Annotated in this window: 14 protein-coding genes, 4 tRNA genes, 1 other RNA gene and 1 pseudogene; 2 read left to right on the forward strand and 18 right to left on the reverse strand. The window is 55.5% G+C overall.

Annotated features, from left to right (window positions below):
- A complete protein-coding gene (gene hemX / locus ACTJKZ_RS20505) occupies window positions 1-1,134 on the forward strand; it encodes a uroporphyrinogen-III C-methyltransferase (protein WP_161733894.1) in 1,134 nt (377 codons plus the stop codon).
- 2 nt (window positions 1,135-1,136) lie between these two features.
- Window positions 1,137-2,333 carry a protoheme IX biogenesis protein HemY gene (gene hemY / locus ACTJKZ_RS20510; RefSeq protein ID WP_161733892.1) on the forward strand — a complete coding sequence of 399 codons (1,197 nt, stop codon included), beginning with the start codon at window positions 1,137-1,139 and terminating at the stop codon, window positions 2,331-2,333.
- A 1,151-nt stretch (window positions 2,334-3,484) separates the two neighbouring features.
- Here hemY and ACTJKZ_RS20515 read toward each other — a convergent pair.
- From ACTJKZ_RS20515 to trxA, 18 genes and pseudogenes are all read right to left on the reverse strand, one after another.
- Window positions 3,485-3,614: non-coding RNA, RtT sRNA (locus ACTJKZ_RS20515), on the reverse strand.
- 32 nt (window positions 3,615-3,646) lie between these two features.
- Window positions 3,647-3,723, reverse strand: a tRNA-Pro gene (locus ACTJKZ_RS20520).
- Between the two features lie 20 nt (window positions 3,724-3,743).
- A tRNA-Leu gene (locus tag ACTJKZ_RS20525) sits at window positions 3,744-3,830 on the reverse strand.
- A 16-nt stretch (window positions 3,831-3,846) separates the two neighbouring features.
- Window positions 3,847-3,922 (reverse strand) — tRNA-His (locus ACTJKZ_RS20530).
- Window positions 3,923-4,020: 98 nt separating this feature from the next.
- Window positions 4,021-4,097, reverse strand: a tRNA-Arg gene (locus ACTJKZ_RS20535).
- A 158-nt stretch (window positions 4,098-4,255) separates the two neighbouring features.
- On the reverse strand, window positions 4,256-4,996 hold the full coding sequence (gene wecG, locus ACTJKZ_RS20540) for a lipopolysaccharide N-acetylmannosaminouronosyltransferase (protein ID WP_440829996.1): 741 nt from the start codon (window positions 4,994-4,996) through the stop codon (window positions 4,256-4,258).
- Window positions 4,997-5,021: 25 nt separating this feature from the next.
- Window positions 5,022-6,365: an ECA oligosaccharide polymerase gene (gene wzyE / locus ACTJKZ_RS20545; protein WP_161733888.1), complete on the reverse strand. Its 1,344-nt coding sequence runs from the start codon at window positions 6,363-6,365 to the stop codon at window positions 5,022-5,024.
- Entirely contained in the window at window positions 6,362-7,429 is a 1,068-nt protein-coding gene (locus ACTJKZ_RS20550) for a TDP-N-acetylfucosamine:lipid II N-acetylfucosaminyltransferase (RefSeq protein ID WP_440829997.1), read from the reverse strand. Before ACTJKZ_RS20550 ends, wzyE begins: the two co-directional genes overlap by 4 nt.
- The gene (wzxE, locus tag ACTJKZ_RS20555) at window positions 7,426-8,676 is read right to left on the reverse strand and encodes a lipid III flippase WzxE (RefSeq protein ID WP_161733884.1); all 1,251 of its coding nucleotides are present in this window, start codon (window positions 8,674-8,676) and stop codon (window positions 7,426-7,428) included. Before wzxE ends, ACTJKZ_RS20550 begins: the two co-directional genes overlap by 4 nt.
- Entirely contained in the window at window positions 8,676-9,806 is a 1,131-nt protein-coding gene (gene rffA / locus ACTJKZ_RS20560; RefSeq protein ID WP_033784417.1) for a dTDP-4-amino-4,6-dideoxygalactose transaminase, read from the reverse strand. The genes wzxE and rffA overlap by 1 nt, the downstream gene beginning before the upstream one ends.
- Entirely contained in the window at window positions 9,793-10,500 is a 708-nt protein-coding gene (rffC, locus tag ACTJKZ_RS20565) for a dTDP-4-amino-4,6-dideoxy-D-galactose acyltransferase (RefSeq protein ID WP_222924758.1), read from the reverse strand. The genes rffA and rffC overlap by 14 nt, the downstream gene beginning before the upstream one ends.
- Window positions 10,478-10,597 (reverse strand): annotated as a pseudogene (locus tag ACTJKZ_RS20570) (glucose-1-phosphate thymidylyltransferase 2 RmlA2); the annotation flags it as partial. The pseudogene ACTJKZ_RS20570 and the gene rffC, both read right to left, overlap by 23 nt.
- An 84-nt stretch (window positions 10,598-10,681) precedes the next feature.
- Window positions 10,682-11,941, reverse strand: a complete 1,260-nt coding sequence (wecC, locus tag ACTJKZ_RS20575; RefSeq protein ID WP_222924761.1) for a UDP-N-acetyl-D-mannosamine dehydrogenase — start codon at window positions 11,939-11,941, stop codon at window positions 10,682-10,684.
- Window positions 11,938-13,068 carry a non-hydrolyzing UDP-N-acetylglucosamine 2-epimerase gene (gene wecB / locus ACTJKZ_RS20580; protein ID WP_161733877.1) on the reverse strand — a complete coding sequence of 377 codons (1,131 nt, stop codon included), beginning with the start codon at window positions 13,066-13,068 and terminating at the stop codon, window positions 11,938-11,940. Before wecB ends, wecC begins: the two co-directional genes overlap by 4 nt.
- Window positions 13,069-13,078: 10 nt before the next feature.
- Window positions 13,079-14,152 carry an ECA polysaccharide chain length modulation protein gene (gene wzzE, locus ACTJKZ_RS20585; RefSeq protein WP_256497782.1) on the reverse strand — a complete coding sequence of 358 codons (1,074 nt, stop codon included), beginning with the start codon at window positions 14,150-14,152 and terminating at the stop codon, window positions 13,079-13,081.
- A gap of 5 nt (window positions 14,153-14,157) precedes the next feature.
- Window positions 14,158-15,237: a UDP-N-acetylglucosamine--undecaprenyl-phosphate N-acetylglucosaminephosphotransferase gene (gene wecA / locus ACTJKZ_RS20590; RefSeq protein WP_161733875.1), complete on the reverse strand. Its 1,080-nt coding sequence runs from the start codon at window positions 15,235-15,237 to the stop codon at window positions 14,158-14,160.
- A 280-nt stretch (window positions 15,238-15,517) separates the two neighbouring features.
- On the reverse strand, window positions 15,518-16,777 hold the full coding sequence (gene rho / locus ACTJKZ_RS20595) for a transcription termination factor Rho (protein WP_003851960.1): 1,260 nt from the start codon (window positions 16,775-16,777) through the stop codon (window positions 15,518-15,520).
- Window positions 16,778-17,129: 352 nt separating this feature from the next.
- Window positions 17,130-17,462, reverse strand: a complete 333-nt coding sequence (gene trxA, locus ACTJKZ_RS20600) for a thioredoxin TrxA (protein WP_003851963.1) — start codon at window positions 17,460-17,462, stop codon at window positions 17,130-17,132.
- Window positions 17,463-17,483: the final 21 nt, after the last annotated feature.

Consider the following 17,483-nt stretch of genomic DNA (forward strand, 5'->3'; position numbering starts at 1 on the left):
ATGACGGAACAAAAAGACTCCTCCGCCATGGTTGAAGAAACCACCCCAGCGGTTGACCGCTCTCCTTCCAGCAACAGCACACCACCGCGTAATGCGAAAAAGGGTGGCATGGTGTTGGGTGCAGTTGCGATTGTCATCGCGCTGGCGATGGGTGCAGGTTTATACCTTAACGGGAAACATCAGGCTGATTTACAGGCACAAACCAATCAGAAGCTGAGCGACCAGTTAAGCGCATTGCAGCAGCAGGCCAGCAGCGATAAACAGCAGCTGACACAGCAACTGAGTGGCGCTGAAACTGCCCTGCAGAGGGCACAGCAACAGCAGGCTGCGTCAGCAAAAGCGCTGGAAACGCTGCGTGAAAAAGTGGCCGTGATTTCTGGCAACGACGTGCGTAGCTGGCTGCTGGCACAGGCGGACTATCTGGTGAAACTGGCTGGCCGCAAACTCTGGAGCGATCAGGATGTCACTACCGCAGCTGCATTGCTGAAAAGCGCCGATGCCAGTCTGGCTGACATGAACGATCCCAGCGTCATGAATGTGCGTCGCGCCCTGACTCAGGATATCAGTAACCTCTCTTCTGTTACGCAGGTCGACTACGACGGCGTGATCCTCAAGCTGAATCAACTGTCGAATAACGTTGATAATCTGCGTCTGGCCGATAATGACAGCGATGATACGCCGATGGACAGTGACGGCGGCGAACTCTCAGGTTCGGTACGTGAATGGCGTCAGAATCTGGTGAAAAGCTGGCATAACTTTATGGATGACTTTATTACTATCCGCCGCCGCGATAATACCGCACAGCCGCTGCTGGCCCCGAATCAGGATGTTTACCTGCGTGAGAATATCCGCTCGCGTCTGCTGATTGCTGCGCAGGCCGTACCACGTCATCAGGATGAGATTTATAAACAATCTATCGATACCGTGTCCGCCTGGGTTCGCGCCTGGTATGACACTAATGATGCTGCCACCAAAGCCTTCCTTGCCCAACTGGATGAGCTGAGCCAGCAGAACATCAATATGGATCTGCCGGATAACCTGGAAAGTCAGCCGTTGCTGGAACAGCTTATGCAGACCCGCGTGCGGAACCTGTTGGCGCAACCGTCTGCTGCTGCTAATCAGCAGGGAGGCTAAGCATGCTTAAGGTATTTATCCTCTTTATCCTGCTGATAGCGGGCGTGGTGCTGGGACCGATGATTGCCGGTCATCAGGGCTACGTGCTGATTCAGACCGATAACTGGAATATCGAAACCAGCGTTACCGGCCTGGTGATTATCCTTATCATCAGCCTGCTGGTGATTCTGGCGGTGGAATGGCTGCTGCGCCGTGTGCTGCACACCGGGGCGCGTACCCGCGGCTGGTTTACCGGACGCAAACGCCGTCGCGCGCAGCGTCATACCCAGTCTGCGCTGATGAAGCTGGCAGAAGGCGATCACCGCCAGGTAGAAAAATTACTGTCTAAAGATGCCGATCACGCCGACGTACCGGTAGCGAACTACCTGCTGGCCGCGGAAGCCGCCCAGCAGCGTGGCGATGAAATTCGTGCCAATCAGCATCTTGAACGTGCTGCTGAGCTGTCTGAAAGCAATACCATTCCGGTGGAAATTGCCCGTGCTCGTATTCAGCTGGCCCGTAACGAAGATCATGCGGCTCGTCACAGCATTGATCGCCTGCTGGAAGTGGCACCGCGTCACCCTGAAGTGCTGCGCCTGGCCGAACAGGCGTACGTCCGTACGGGCGCCTGGAGTGCATTGCTGGATATTCTGCCTGCTATGCAGAAAGCGCAGGTCGGTGATGACCTGCATCGTGATGCGTTACAGCAGCAGGCCTGGCTGGGTCTGATGAATCAGGCAATGGCCGACCAGGGCAGCGATGGCCTGAAGCGCTGGTGGGGCACGCTGAGCCGCAAAACCCGTCAGGATACGACCCTGCAGGTGGCAATGGCGGATCATCTGATTGAGTGCAACGATCACGACACCGCACAGTCGATCGTGCTGGAGGGCCTCAAGCGTCATTATGACGATCGGCTGGTGCTATTGATGCCTCGCATCAAAAGCGGTAATCCGGAAGCGCTGGAAAAGGCATTACGCCAGCAGATTAAACAGCATGGCGCAACGCCGTTGCTGCACAGTACGCTGGGACAGTTGCTGATGCGTCATGGCGAATGGCAGCAGGCAGCAGACGCGCTGCAGCAGGCGCTGGCGCAGCGTCCGGATGCGTTTGATTATGCATGGCTGGCAGATGTCTATGATCGTCTGCATCGTCCGGAAGAGGCCGCAAAGATGCGTCGTGAAGGATTGTTGCTGACGCTGAAGAATAATCCCAACGTCTGATGCGGTTGTCAGACAGGTTAAAGCCGGGCTCGCCCGGCTTTTTTGTGCCTGCAATCTGCCAGTCGCATTGCGCAGGCAAAAAAAAACACCTGCCAGGGGCAGGTGCAAGATCAGGTCGGTAAGACAACCGGGAGGTACCTGACTCAACGTGGTGTCTGTTAACCCTGTAAGGCTTACGCGATACAGGCAGGCAGACAACAGGTACCTAAAATTGGCTCTGCATCATTCCCAGGTTTATGTAGCATCAGCAGACATAAGAGGTGGAATGAGCATCTACAGCAAAAGTGTTGCACAAGCCGTGCCAGGTTAAGATTTATTTTTAAATTTTATATCAATCAATATCTTAAGAAGTTGGCTAAGCCTTTCCTGAGCGAGGTACGGCAGGATGTGTCGGGATGAAGCGACAGCCATAAATTTCTCTGTCTCTGAATAGAGACAACCAGGTCATTCTCTCTTAGAAATTAACAATAACAATGACTTATCTGTCGGCAATTCACGACGCTATTGTTCCTGCTTATATTGCTAGTGGAATCAAAGCAGAGTAACTCTGACAGCAATGAATATGCTCAACGCGCAGGGAACACGGCCAGAGGAGGGAAGCGTCCCACCGCCCGGCTAAAACGCCGGGAGCGTTTCTGAACAACGCAAAGCGTTGGCCCGGATACGGGCGCACCTCATGAATGAGGTGCGTAATCGCGTGGGTCGGGCGGCCATGGATGGCATTAGCGACTTTCCGATCTGACCGTGTTCCCTTCGCAGGCTCGCGCTCACCGCTGTGCGGGCTTCAGGGAGCATACGCCTTTCGCAAAGACGCAAAAGACGCCATCCATGGCAGGCTCAGCGCGGCCCATCCCTGGCCCGCGATGCTTTGCTACAGGCATATGCTCCCTTCGCTTCACGTATGGCAGACGTATTAAGTACTTCATAAGCTTCAGAGGGTTTACAGCAATGAAGAAGCCCAACGCGCAGGGAACACGGTCAGAGGAGGAAAGCGTCCCACCGCCCGGCTAAAACGCCGGGAGCGTTTCTGAACAACGCAAAGCGTTGGCCCGTTTGCGGGCGCACCTCAGGGATGAGGTGCGTAGCAGAAATTCAAATCCACTTTTTTACAGACGAAAAAAAACCTGTCTTTTCAGACAGGTTTCTAAATATGGTCGGCGAGAGAGGATTACTCTGCTCTGCGAGCAGCGCCCTGCGGGCCGTTGCTGAAGCAACGTTGTCTCGCTACGCTCGGCTCAAACCTCCTCTGTCGGTCCTCATCCTCTTTCCTACAGACGAAAAAAAACCTGTCTTTTCAGACAGGTTTCTAAAAATGGTCGGCGAGAGAGGATTCGAACCTCCGACCCACTGGTCCCAAACCAGTTGCGCTACCAAGCTGCGCTACTCGCCGATTTTTTTAACTGTTTTGCCTGGTGCGAAGAGAGGGACTTGAACCCTCACGTCCGTTAGGACACTAACACCTGAAGCTAGCGCGTCTACCAATTCCGCCACCTTCGCGTTTCCCAGCAAAATCTGGGGTGGCTAATGGGACTCGAACCCACGACAACTGGAATCACAATCCAGGGCTCTACCAACTGAGCTATAGCCACCACTATTCTTAATGTTACAGGTTTAAAGCCTGCAGCATTTAAATCTCTACTGCCAACCGCGGTAAATCAACCACCGAAGCTCATGCGCACAAACGATATGGCGCGCCCGACAGGATTCGAACCTGAGACCTCTGCCTCCGGAGGGCAGCGCTCTATCCAGCTGAGCTACGGGCGCGTAGCGCCGTTGCGGATGTGCATACTAGAGATAAGCGCCCATCGTGTCTAGTGCTTTTTAAATAAAAAGACGCGTTTGATTACGCTTTGTGCATTTCGTCGACAAATAGTACATTTCCACTCTCGTGATGCCTGAAAATGCGGCATTTATCAGCAATATCAGAGATCGCCGCGCCAGTGATAGCGCAAATATTTAAGCAGTTTTAATTGCCTGCGCAGGCGGCTCGGCTGCCGAATCAGACGATAGAGCCACTCCAGCCCCAGTCGCTGCCAGATCTCAGGGGCGCGCTTCACATGACCGGTGAAAACATCGTACGTTCCACCCACGCCCATATAAAGGGCATCAGGCCAGTACGCACGGCACGCCAGCATCAGCAACTCCTGACGTGGCGATCCCAGCGCGACGGTCACCAGCTTCGCGCCGCTGGCCGCAATCCGGGCAAACAGCGCATCCTGATCGGCTGGCGCAAAATAGCCATCCTGCGCGCCAACAATATTCACATTCCACTGACGACGTAGCTTATCGCAGGTTTCATCCAGCACCTGCTGACGACCGCCGATAAGAAATACAGGCGTCCCTTCCCGCCCGGCGCGTTCCATCAGCGCTTCCCATAAATCTGCCCCCGCAATGCGCTGCACCGACGCCTGCGGATATTTTTTACGAATCGAACGCACAATGCTGATGCCATCGGCATACGCATATTCCGCTTGCGCTAACAGCGTGCGTAATCCCTCATCCCGCTCAGCGGTCAGGATCTTCTCTGCATTAATCGCCACTAAAATACCGCTGCGAACGCTCTGCGGCGGCATCAGAAAATTCACCGCCGACGGCATGTTTTCGAAGCCATACAAATCAACGCCGCGAATACGGTACTGCGGCGTCTCATTTAACGTTGTCATATCTTCCGTTAATCCCAGAGGTTAATCAGAGCGGGCTGTGCAACACCCGCCTGCTGCGGTCGCGAATTAAACCTGCGCGATCCAGTAACCAGAAAAGTAATTTAGCCATGCCCAGACAGGCAGCAAAAATGAGGCAGAAAAACACCACACGTGAGCCGAACGCATCGAGGCCCTCGCGTGCCAGTACGATCATGTTAAACACCGCGCCAAAACAGAAGCTTTGCAGGATGGCACCGGTGTACCGGTTGGCCTCAAGGCAGCCACGCTGATAGATCGCATCAAAGGCTTTAATAATCATCCCTACCACTACCGCACCGATCGGAATCGCCCAGACGCCGCCCATCACGACCAGAGAGCCAATCAGTGTGGGTGAAATCGCCAGGCCAGAATGGTTGTTCAGCACTTCCCAGGTGAAGTAGTTGGCACTGTTCAACACCGCCAGCGGGCGATCGGGCCAGAGCCAGGTCGGAATAAACACGTAGAAATCACGCCACAGTGGTGCCAGCCCCTGAAACTCAATTTTGTCGTAGTTATCCAGCAGCCGGGCAAGATTCTCCCACGGCGAGAAGGTATCACGCGTCAGATACAGGAAGGTATAGAACGCTTCATCGCCCATCACGTCGAGGTTATAGCGGCGCAGCGCCAGCCAGAACATCCCCCCAATTGCCATCACACCCGCCGTTGCCAGCATCCACAGAGTGATCCAGCCACGGGTAATGCCGATAAACAGGAACAGGGCAAACGCAATAATGATATTGGCGCGTGTTCCGCCCACCAGTGCATACGTCAGTAAACCAAAGGCCACCGTCACGACCAAAAACAGCAGCCAGTTGCGGCGGGTCGGCCGTAAAAAGTAGGGGATCAGCATCGCCGGAATAAAGAAATAGAAGAAGCGCTTAAGCGCCACGCCCGATACTTCGCTGGAGAAAATCTGGTTATAAGCGGTCAGGCGGAACAGCAGAAAACCGTTGTGAATGAAGAACACCGTCACGGTACCCAGCGCGACCAGCGCCAGAATCACACAGGTCAGGTGGGTTTCAACCCGATTCATCTGCAGCCAGGGCTTAGCCGGAGGCGCGCTGGCCGGTTTCAGCCGCACTTTATAGCTGACGTAATAAATGGCGTAAAACGCTGTGGCCGACAGCAGCGCCTCCAGCAGATTCTCAACCGGCATCACGTCCACGTTAAAGCGAAACACCAGCACGGAGGTCAGCGGGAAGCCGAAGTAAAAGGTCAGCAGAAACAGCAGCGTAAAGAACAGATGGAAGTTAAAACGGACGCGCTTAAACTCCCGCCAGGTCAGCGTCAGAATAAAAACCAGCGACAGCAGATAGACCACCAGCAGGCCGCCAAACTGCATAAGACTCATGACAACTCCCCTTCGCTGAGCTGTAACGCGGCTCGCCAGCCTGCGAGATAACCTGGCGCAAAGAAGGCGATAGCCTGTTTATCACAGCGCATCAGCTGCCGGCGTGCCTCGGCGATCACCGCAGGCGACAGCGTATCTTCGCTGAAGAGTACCGGAAGCTGCTGCTCAGCCACATCACGCCAGAATGGGTTTTTGCGGGTCAGAACAAACGGCACGTTGGCCTGGATCAGCAGGCAAAGTGTTCCCACCCCCTGCTGACGTTCAAACATAAAATAGCCGACATGGCAGCGCGCCAGCAGCGCTAAGTAATCATCAAATGCCAGATTTTCACGCAGCAGATTCACCTGACCGTCAGGAAACAGCGTCTCTGCTGCGGCCTGAATCTGGCTGATGTACGCCTCATTGCCCGGCGGATAGCCCAGCGGCACCTCGATGCGCACCTGCTCGCCAAACTGCGTGTGAATCGCCTTTAAGCCTTCAATATGTCGGTTACTCGGATCGCCCGAATTGCCCAGCAGCAGCGTAAACGGCCCTGACGGCGCAGACTCAACGGCAGCATCCGGCATTCTGGTCGGGAAATAGAGCAGTGAACCGGGAACGCGGCGATGGCGCTGCTGATAGTGATGCAGGTCGCCTCGGGTCGCAAAAACCTGCGCAACACGTCCCTGTGCTATCCGGCGGACCAGATAGAACAGACGAAACTTCAGGCTGCGCGAATCTTCATAGAGGTCGGCGCCCCAGACGTGCCAGAACAGCTGAGAACGGCGCAGCTTACCGCTGAGTAATGCCAGCCAGATCCACGGGTTAAACTGACCGTGGCAGAAAAAACGCTGCTGACGATTCCTGGCCCGCTGCAAAACCGCCTGCGCCAGCACTTTCTTGCTGGTAAAGCACTCGATCTGTAACGCACTGAACGGAGACAGGCTCTCTGGCTGCTGCGTCACCACCATAAAATGGCGTGGGAAAGCCGCAGGCTGCTCAACGCTGAGAACGTCATTGAAAAAGCGCAGCACCGTAAGATTGTGGTGGGGAATGTCCGATCCCAAAACGTGAATTAAAGTCATTTTTTCCGGCAGTAAACAATAAAAGCGCCACAACACAGGGCAAAGTAAGCCATATAGGTAAACATATAGGCCTGCGCCGCACCCGTCGCGCCATGTAACGGGATCAGCCAGCGTGAGAACAGGGTCAGCAACAGAAACTGGCTGATCTCAGTCAGAACATAAAAGCGCAGCGAGGCTTTGGCGATAACCAGATATCCGAAAACATAGGCACCGACTTTAAAAACATCGCCGCACAGCTGCCACACAAAAAGATCGCGCATCCCGCGAAAAGCCTGAGAGAACAGCAGGCTGATGGCGAAGTCACGCAGTACCCAGACGGCGAAGCTGGCAACCGCCACGGCGGGCAGGACAAAGCGCAGTGCACGGCCAATCTCACGTGCGATGTCGCGTTTGTTGTCGAGCCGCGCAAGCGTCGGCAGCAGCCAGACGCTAAACGTCGCGGTGATAAACTGCAGATAGGCATCGGAAATGCTGGTCACACCCTGCCACAACCCGACCTGCGCCCAGCCCTCCTGCTCTGCCAGCAGGTTACGCATCATTACCCAGGCAACCGGTAAGGTCACCGCCGTGATCAGCGCCATCAGGGTATATTTTGCCAGATTACGCGCCAGCTCAGGATGCCATTGTGGCCGCAGCCAGCTCAGCGGTAGCGGCGCACGGCGTTTCAGCATCAGTAGCGCAGGCAGCAGCAGCAAAGCTGGCACCAGCGCCAGGCCGATCAATGCGCCCTGATAACCGCCCAGCCACCAGCAGAGCAGATAGCCCGCCACGCCAGTCAGGCTGCCGAGAATCAGCGCCAGCGCATTCCCACGCGCGTCACGATAGCCCTTCAGTAGCGCCAGGGTAAAGTTGGCCCAGGCGATGCCGAGCTGAAGAAAGGCGACGACGCGGATGACGCCCTGATAGCGGTCATGACCAAACAGCGCGGTGCTGATGGGGGCTGCCGCCAGCAGAAACAGCAGCGCCAGCACGCCGGAGAAGCCCAGCACCATAGCCGATGCCGTGCCCACCATCGCCCGGAGTGGTCCGGGCTGCTGCTGATACTGCGCCACATAGGTGGTGACGCCGTTGAAGATGCCCGCGCCCGCCAGCACACCCAGCACGGTGATCAACTGCCGGAAGTTACCTGCCTGGCCAACACCTTCGGGGCCGAAGCTGACTGCCAGCAGTTTGACCACCAGCAGACCAGACACAATTTTTACCAGCGTGGACGATGCGGTCCACACTGAGGCTCTGGCTAATGACATCAGGAAAAGAAGCTCAGCAGCGAGCTGATAACCGTGCTCTGATTATTATCCGACAGGTTATAAAACAGCGGCAGGCGCAGCAGACGTTCACTTTCCAGCGTGGTGAAGCGATCGTCACCGACAAATTGCGAAAAACGCTCACCGGCAGGTGAACTGTGCAGCGGAATATAGTGGAACACTGTCAGTATCTCTGCTTCTTTCATCCAGTTGATCAGCGCCTGGCGATCGTCCTGATCGCGCAGTTTGATGTAGAACATGTGCGCATTGTGTTCGCAGCTGGCGGGGATCACTGGCAGACTGATGCGGCCCTGAGCCGCCAGCGGCTGGAGTGCGTCATAATAACGCTGCCAGATGCGTAACCGCTGCTGGTTGATGCGTTCAGCGGCTTCCAGCTGCGCCCAGAGATAGGCGGCCTGCAAGTCGGCCATCAGGTAGCTCGACCCCATATCGCGCCAGGTATATTTATCGACCTGACCCCGGAAGAACTGGCTGCGGTTGGTGCCTTTTTCCCGCACGATCTCGGCGCGCTCGACCAGGCTGGCGTCGTTGATCAGCGTCGCGCCCCCTTCACCACCGGCAGTATAATTCTTGGTTTCGTGGAAACTGAAGCAGCCAATATGACCGATGGTGCCCAGCGCACGGCCTTTGTAGCGTGACATCACGCCCTGCGCCGCATCTTCAATCACAAACAGCTTATGCTTAGCCGCCAGCGCCATGATTGTGTCCATTTCACAGGCTACGCCTGCGTAATGCACCGGCACAATGGCGCGGGTTTTTTCAGTGATGGCGGCTTCGATCAGCGTTTCATCGATGTTCATGGTGTCCGGGCGCACATCGACAAACACGATGCGCGCGCCGCGCAGCACAAAGGCGTTGGCGGTTGAGACAAAGGTATAGCTCGGCATGATCACCTCATCGCCGGGCTGCAGATCGATTAACAGCGCTGCCATCTCCAGCGAAGCGGTACAGGAGGGAGTCAGCAGCACTTTTTTGCTGCCAAAACGCTGCTCCATCCACTGCTGACAACGACGGGTGAAGCCGCCGTCGCCGCACAGCTTGCCGCTGTTCATCGCCGACTGCATATACTCAATTTCTGTGCCCACAATCGGGGGCGCATTAAATGGAATCATGACCTTTCCTGTAAAACCAGTAGGCGGTGCTGTCGAGTCGGGCACCGCTGCGTAAATAGAGGCGCATCGCCGTGAGATTACTGAGCTGGGTAGCCACCCGAAGCTGAGCCAACTGCCTTACCCGCGCCCAGTCAGCCGCCGCCAGTAGCAGTCGCTGACCCAGCCCCTGACCCTGCGCGTCAGGCATTACGCCCAGCAGGCCAATGCGAGCATCGCCATCCACCGCGCGCAGCGAAACAAATCCCTGCAGCTGACCGGTGGCATCACTGGCCACCAGACACTGATCGTCAAACGTCCCACGCACCGCATTCTCAATCCACTGCGCATAAAAACGGCCGCTGGCGTCCGGTGCGTACCAGGCCGCGCGAAAACGGCTCTGGCTGAAAAGCTGTGACGCTGCATCACGCAGTTGCGGAATCTGTGCTTCGCGCGCAATGCGAATCCCCGCCTGCCGTTCTGTCTCTTTAATCGCCAGCGTCAGGTCCGCCTCGCCTTCTGCCAGCTGGAACTGATGCTGCTGCAGCGTATCAATCAACGCCGTCTCGCTGGCAGCCACTTTCATCTGCATCAGCGCACAGGGATGATGCAGCGCCTGCTCCAGCGGAATGTCACCTTCCGGCTCCAGCCGCACGGTCTCAACACCGAAGAATGCACTTTCCCAGCTAAGGGGATTAATACTGACGTGGACGGACATGTAATAAATCCAGCAGGTATTGGCCGTAGCCGGTTTTTGTCAGCGCTTCACCGGCAGCACGCAGCTGGTCATCACTGAGCCAGTTGTTACGCCAGGCGGCCACACAGATAAGCCGTTTAAAGGATAAAGCGCACCAGAGCCGAGCCGATAAAACCGGCACCGCCCGTGATCAGAAAACGCTTCATCGCCAGACACCTTTGGTGTCGACAATCCAGTTTTGCTGAACGTCGGCGGCATCAATGGCGCGGAAGGCGCGGTGATCGACCAGCATCACCAGAATATCGGCCTGGTCCAGCGCCTGCGCGCTGGAAACCAGCTCTGCTTTGTCAGCCAGAGAATCTGCAAGCTGCTCAATGTGCGGTTCAACTATCCAGGTGGTGCCGCTGTGCCATTCGGCAATCTTCTGTGCCACGCCCACCGCCGGGCTTTCGCGCAGGTCGTCGATATTGGGTTTAAAGGCCAGGCCAAAGCAGGCAATGGTGATATCACTGGCGCGCTTGCCGGTCTGCGTCAGGCAGTCCGCCAGCGCGGTTTTCACCTGGTCCAGCACCCACTGCGGCTTGGCATCATTCACCTCGCGCGCGGTGCGGATCAGGCGGGCTAATTCGGGATTCTGCGCCACGATAAACCAGGGATCGACGGCGATACAGTGACCGCCGACGCCCGGACCAGGCTGCAGAATGTTGACGCGCGGATGGCGATTCGCCAGCGCAATCAGCTCCCAGACGTTAATGCCCTGATCGGCACAAATCAGCGACAGCTCATTGGCAAAGGCGATATTCACGTCACGGAAGCTGTTTTCGGTCAGCTTGCACATCTCGGCGGTACGGGCGTTAGTTTCAACGCATTCACCTTTTAAAAATAGCCGATAAAGCTCGCTGGCGCGGACAGAACAGGCGGGGGTCATGCCGCCAATCACCCGGTCGTTGTTAATCAGCTCAACCATCACCTGACCCGGCAGTACGCGCTCCGGGCAGTAGGCGACAAAAATATCGGGCGTCTCACCGTGCTGCGGAAAGCGCAGGTCGGGACGTGCCGCAGCCAGCCAGTCGGCCATCTGTTCGGTGCTGCCCACCGGCGAGGTCGACTCCAGAATCACCAGATCGCCCTTTTTCAGAACCGGTGCAATCGACTCCGCCGCAGCTTTTACAAAGCGCAGGTCGGGCTGATGATCATCCTTGAATGGCGTCGGTACGGCGATCAGAAAAGCGTCAGCGGCTTCAGGCTGCGTGGTGGCACGCAGGTCGCCACGCGCAACAGCCGCATGCACCACCTGATCTAAATCGGGTTCCACAATGTGGATCGCGCCACGATTGATGGTTTCTACGGCGCGCGCATTGATATCCACGCCCACCACTTTTTTTCCCTTTGAGGCAAAAACGGCTGCCGTCGGCAGCCCAATGTATCCCAGTCCAATCACAGAGATGGTTTCAAAACTCATAATTCGGCTCGGTTATCTTTTAAGGCTTGTAAAATACGACCACAGGCTTTGCCATCGCCATACGGATTATGGGCATGGCTCATCGCCTGCCAGGCCTCGTCGTCGCTCAGCAATTCGCTGACGCTGGCCACGATTCTGGCAATATCCGTCCCGACCAGTTTGACGGTACCGGCATCGACGGCTTCAGGGCGCTCGGTGGTGTCGCGCATCACCAACACCGGCTTGCCCAGTGAAGGCGCTTCCTCCTGAATGCCGCCGGAATCGGTAAGGATCAGCCAGGCGCGGTTCATCAGCCAGACAAAAGGCAGGTACTCCTGCGGTTCAATCAGAATGATATTCTCAATGCCGCTGAGTATCCGGTTAACCGGCTCGCTGACATTGGGATTGAGATGTACCGGATAGACAATCTGCGCCTCGGGATGCTGGCGGGCAACCTGCGCCAGCGCGCTGCAGATACGTTCAAAACCGCCGCCAAAGCTCTCACGCCGGTGTCCGGTAACCAGCACCAGTTTCTTATCCGGGTCGAGAAACGGATAGCGCGCCGCCAGCTGTGCGTTCAGATTGCTGTCGTCCAGCACCCGATCGCGCACCCACAGCAGCGCATCAATGACCGTATTACCGGTGACGACAATGCGCGCATCGGGCAGATTCTCCCGCAACAGGTTCTGACGCGAGCGGGTGGTAGGCGTGAAGTGCAGGCGGGCAAGATGGCCGGTGAGCTTACGGTTACCCTCTTCAGGCCACGGCGAGGCGAGATCGCCGGTACGCAGACCCGCTTCCACATGCCCGACGGGGATTTGCTGATAAAAAGCCGCCAGGCTCGCCGCCAGCGTCGTGGTGGTGTCACCATGCACCAGCACGATATCCGGTTTAAAGTCGAGCAGGACGGTTTTCATGCCTTCTAAAATGCGGCAGGTGATCTCGGTCAGTCCCTGTTCAGGACGCATAATATTGAGATCATAGTCCGGTTCCAGCTTGAACAGACGCAGCACCTGATCGAGCATTTCGCGATGCTGTGCGGTCACGCACAGTCGCGATTCAAAAGCGGGATCCTGCGACAGCGCCTGCACCAGCGGCGCCATTTTAATCGCTTCCGGACGAGTACCAAATACGGTCAGAACTTTCACACTGTTTCTCTCAATCATGCGTGTCTGACATCAGACGCGGACGACGTGCCAGCGCCACACCCGCGCCTGTTAATGCCCCAACGGCACCCCACATAATCATCATGAACAGACGTCGCGGACTGTCCCGTGATACCGGCTCTTCCGGCGTACGCAGATAACGGTAGGTCTGGAACTGGCTATTCAGTTTTGGCCCGGTCTGCAGCGTGGTCAGCATTGCTCTGTTCTGATCATAGCTGATATCAAACCCCGGACCGGTGGCGCGCAGGGTATCGAGCTGTCCCTGTAAAACGGGCTGGCCCAGCAGGAACAGGTCGCTGTCTGCCAGATTCTCACCCGCTTCGCGCGTCTGTTTCTCGTTGATACCCTGCTGGCTCGCAACTTTCAGCGCCTGTTCCAGCCGATGCTGCTGGCGCTGGAATACAGCGTTAGCCACATCTTCCTGACGTTTCACCTGCGCCTGCAACTGGTCGGTACGCGCCCGCCAGGCACCTTTTAACTCATCATTCAGATGACGAGCGGCGCGCTCACTCGCATAGGCGATGTACTGACGCAGCAGATTGTTGGCGTCGCCCGCGGTTTCCGCTTTAAGTTTGACGTTATCGGGCAGGTTATGTGCCGCGTCAGCGGGCGTGAACAGGATGTTGCCAATCAAATCGTCGAGCAGCGCGGCATCGTTATGCGCATTGCCGGTTTTACGGTTCCTGTAGTAATCCGTTTGCTGCCAGAACTCCCGACGCGTATCCCAGGAGGCAAGCTGCATGGTGAACTCCTGATAAACCTGATCCATGACCGTCGGTGACGGCGCAGCCAGCGTCAGGGCATTGTTGCGCACATCCAGATTGGTCAGGAACTGCTGCTGTGCATAGTAAGAGCCCAGCATGTTCACCGTCGGGCGATCGGTGATCGCCGTGGTGCTCCAGACCTGTTTCAGCAGCAGCGTAGCCAGCCAGGCGATCAGAGCAAACAGCAGTGCCAGCCCGACAATCCAGCGTTTACCACGCCATAAACGGCAGCTCAGGCCGCGAATATCCAGTTCGTTGTCCACAACGTCAGCAGGCATGGCAGAGGTATCCTTTTTCAGCATCGGGTTCATTTATTTTTTGCTTCGCGATGATGGCTCAGACGACGCTTGATACGCCGGACGCGTCGCGCCACGCGCCACGCATGTTTCAGGCAGTAGCCATAAACCATAAAAGCGCCCAGGAACAGCAGCAGCATCACCCACTCCGGGATAAACGCCAGATATTCACCCAGTACACCGATACCGGCGAGGATGGCCGCCGCAACGGTAATCAGGACAAAGGCCTGACGCGAGGTAAAACCGGCACGCATAATCAGATGGTGGATGTGCTGACGATCAGCCGAGAACGGGCTCATGCCTTTGCGCAGGCGACGATACATAATCGCCACCATATCCATCAGCGGAATGGCTATCAGCCAAAGTGCGGTAACGGGTGTAATGGGATGGCTCAGACCCTGCGTTGTTTCCAGCAGAATCCAGATAATGGTGAAGCCGATCATGGTGCTGCCGGCATCGCCCATAAAGACTTTGAAGCGACGCCCCAGGAAGCCGAGGTTAAGCAAAATATAGGGCAGCGTGGCGGCAATCATCGCAAAACACCACATCGCCAGGCTCGTCTGGCCGTCGAAGTAGAGGATAATCCCCATTGCGGCAAAGGTGACCGAGGAGAGTCCGCCCAGCAGGCCATCGATCCCGTCTACCATATTAAAGGCGTTGATCGCAGCCCAGACGGCAAACAGCGTCAGCACATAGCCGAAGGGGCCCACGATAAGCTCGAACGGACCGACGATAAAGCCCAGGCTGAGCAGATAGAGCTTTGCGCCAAACATCATTACCAGGGCGACAATGGCCTGCACGACCGCGCGGAATTTGACGCTGATATCGAAGCGGTCATCCAGTGCACCAACCAGCACCAGAATACCGGCGCAGCCAAGATAGAGCAGCGCGTGTGGCAGATAGTAATTAGTAATGGCAAACGTAAAGCAGATACCTGCAAACACGGAAATGCCGCCCACCAACGGAATCGCGCCATGATGGCGCTTACGTGAGTTAGGCTTATCAACCAAACCAATTTTTTTAGCTGCTTTTCGAGCAAAAAAGAGGAAAGCCAGGGAAAAGAGAAAAATTAAACCAAGCTCAGTACTCATAGTGAGTAAATTCACGTTAAACGCTCTCAGCTAACATCCCGCACCACAATACGCGAAAAAGCGCGCCTGGTGCTGTGTCGGATTCCGAATTCTGCATAAAGAGACAGACGAACGGTCATAAATTCGCCATCACTACCACAGTCATTATAAATGCTCCTGTCAGTGTTCAATCCTATAGCTCACAAATGAAAAACGCCACGTCGGGACGTGGCGTAAGGTCGATTTTCTGCGCATTTGAACTAAAAAAGCCGAATCTGTGGTCCGGCCTGGCAGTATCAGATTATGAACGCTTCATCATATCGAAGAATTCATCATTGGTTTTGGTCATCGCCAGCTTGTTGATGAGGAATTCCATTGCATCGATTTCGCCCATTGGGTGAATAATTTTACGCAAGATCCACATCTTCTGCAGCTCTTCCTGAGAGGTGAGAAGCTCTTCTTTACGCGTACCAGAACGGTTGTAATCAATCGCCGGGAAGACGCGTTTTTCAGCAATTTTACGAGCGAGATGCAGTTCCATGTTACCGGTACCTTTAAACTCTTCGTAAATGACTTCATCCATCTTAGAACCGGTATCAACCAGCGCGGTCGCGATGATGGTCAGGCTTCCGCCCTCTTCCACATTACGTGCAGCACCAAAGAAACGCTTTGGACGATGCAGGGCATTGGCATCCACACCACCAGTCAGGACTTTACCTGAAGCAGGCACCACGGTGTTGTAGGCACGCGCCAGACGTGTGATGGAGTCGAGCAGGATGATGACATCTTTTTTATGCTCAACCAGACGCTTGGCCTTCTCGATCACCATTTCAGCAACCTGAACGTGGCGCGAAGCGGGCTCATCGAAGGTTGAGGCAATAACTTCGCCTTTCACCAGACGCTGCATCTCGGTCACTTCTTCCGGGCGCTCGTCAATCAGCAGCACCATCAGCACGCAATCCGGGTAGTTGTACGCCAGACTCTGCGCAATGTTCTGCAGCAGCATGGTTTTACCGGCTTTCGGCGGCGCCACGATCAGACCACGCTGACCACGACCAATCGGCGATGCCAGATCGAGTACGCGAGCGGTTAAATCTTCCGTTGAGCCATTACCCCGCTCCATACGCAGACGTTTATTTGCGTGCAGCGGCGTGAGGTTTTCGAACAGAATCTTATTACGCGCGTTTTCCGGCTTGTCGTAGTTAACTTCGTTAACTTTCAGCAGCGCAAAATAACGTTCACCTTCTTTTGGTGGACGGATTTTGCCAGAGATGGTGTCACCAGTGCGGAGGTTAAAGCGGCGGATTTGGCTGGGGGAAACGTAGATATCATCAGGGCCGGCGAGGTAGGAGCTGTCTCCGGAACGGAGGAATCCAAATCCATCCTGAAGAATCTCCAGCACGCCATCACCAAAGATGTCTTCGCCGCTTTTCGCGTGCTGTTTCAGGATTGAAAAGATAATGTCCTGCTTACGCATGCGAGCCTGATTTTCCAGCCCCATATTTTCGCCGAGAGTAATCAGCTCAGCAACCGGCGTATTCTTTAATTCGGTAAGATTCATAGTGATGGGTTCTTAAACTCGGGGTAATACTCGGAATGTTTGTCGTGAGTGGTATGGCAATTAATCCATGCCGTTAATGGCTCTTTTCGGCTCTTCCCGACGATCATCGTATGAAATGGCGATCGGTATGCAGGCAGATGTCCGAATGTGATGCCAGAGTTGGAGCTAACCGTAAGATTGCTGAACCGTTCTATCTTTATAAGGTACAGGGCGACAGGGTTCAACAAGGGAAAACTTTTAGATGCAAACTACAAGGTAAGTTCGTAATGCAGTATTGGTAACTTAGCACGCCCGAAAGCGAACGTCCAGCAGCAGGAGATAAATTCACCACTGCCAGACGTTCAGCCCTGAATTACGCCAGGTTGGCGTTCAGGAACTCTTTCAGCTGGCCTTTAGACAGCGCGCCCACTTTGGTCGCGGCGACTTCGCCATTTTTAAACAGCAGCAGCGTCGGGATACCACGAATGCCATATTTCGGCGCCGTGCCTGGGTTATCATCAATATTCAGCTTAGCGATGGTCAGCTTGCCATCATACTCTTCTGCAACTTCATCAAGGATGGGCGCGATCATTTTGCAAGGACCACACCATTCAGCCCAGAAATCTACCAGTGTAACGCCGTCGGCTTTCAGCACGTCGGTGTCGAAACTGTCATCAGTCAGATGAACGATTTTATCGCTGCTCATATTTTACTCCAAAGATTATGC

The sequence above is a fragment of the Pantoea sp. 22096 genome (genome assembly GCF_052045955.1).
Lineage (GTDB): Bacteria > Pseudomonadota > Gammaproteobacteria > Enterobacterales > Enterobacteriaceae > Pantoea > Pantoea alfalfae.

What these genes read in the sequence shown, in the direction of transcription:
- wzzE (WP_256497782.1), bottom strand. Translation starts at nt 14,152, where the DNA reads ATGCTGAAAAAGGATACCTCTGCCATGCCTGCTGACGTTGTGGACAAC.
- hemY (WP_161733892.1), top strand. Translation starts at nt 1,137, where the DNA reads ATGCTTAAGGTATTTATCCTCTTTATCCTGCTGATAGCGGGCGTGGTG.
- hemX (WP_161733894.1), top strand. Translation starts at nt 1, where the DNA reads ATGACGGAACAAAAAGACTCCTCCGCCATGGTTGAAGAAACCACCCCA.
- wecG (WP_440829996.1), bottom strand. Translation starts at nt 4,996, where the DNA reads ATGACAACGTTAAATGAGACGCCGCAGTACCGTATTCGCGGCGTTGAT.
- rffA (WP_033784417.1), bottom strand. Translation starts at nt 9,806, where the DNA reads ATGATTCCATTTAATGCGCCCCCGATTGTGGGCACAGAAATTGAGTAT.
- ACTJKZ_RS20550 (WP_440829997.1), bottom strand. Translation starts at nt 7,429, where the DNA reads ATGACTTTAATTCACGTTTTGGGATCGGACATTCCCCACCACAATCTT.
- wzxE (WP_161733884.1), bottom strand. Translation starts at nt 8,676, where the DNA reads ATGTCATTAGCCAGAGCCTCAGTGTGGACCGCATCGTCCACGCTGGTA.
- trxA (WP_003851963.1), bottom strand. Translation starts at nt 17,462, where the DNA reads ATGAGCAGCGATAAAATCGTTCATCTGACTGATGACAGTTTCGACACC.
- wecA (WP_161733875.1), bottom strand. Translation starts at nt 15,237, where the DNA reads ATGAGTACTGAGCTTGGTTTAATTTTTCTCTTTTCCCTGGCTTTCCTC.
- wzyE (WP_161733888.1), bottom strand. Translation starts at nt 6,365, where the DNA reads ATGAGTCTTATGCAGTTTGGCGGCCTGCTGGTGGTCTATCTGCTGTCG.
- rffC (WP_222924758.1), bottom strand. Translation starts at nt 10,500, where the DNA reads ATGTCCGTCCACGTCAGTATTAATCCCCTTAGCTGGGAAAGTGCATTC.
- rho (WP_003851960.1), bottom strand. Translation starts at nt 16,777, where the DNA reads ATGAATCTTACCGAATTAAAGAATACGCCGGTTGCTGAGCTGATTACT.
- wecC (WP_222924761.1), bottom strand. Translation starts at nt 11,941, where the DNA reads ATGAGTTTTGAAACCATCTCTGTGATTGGACTGGGATACATTGGGCTG.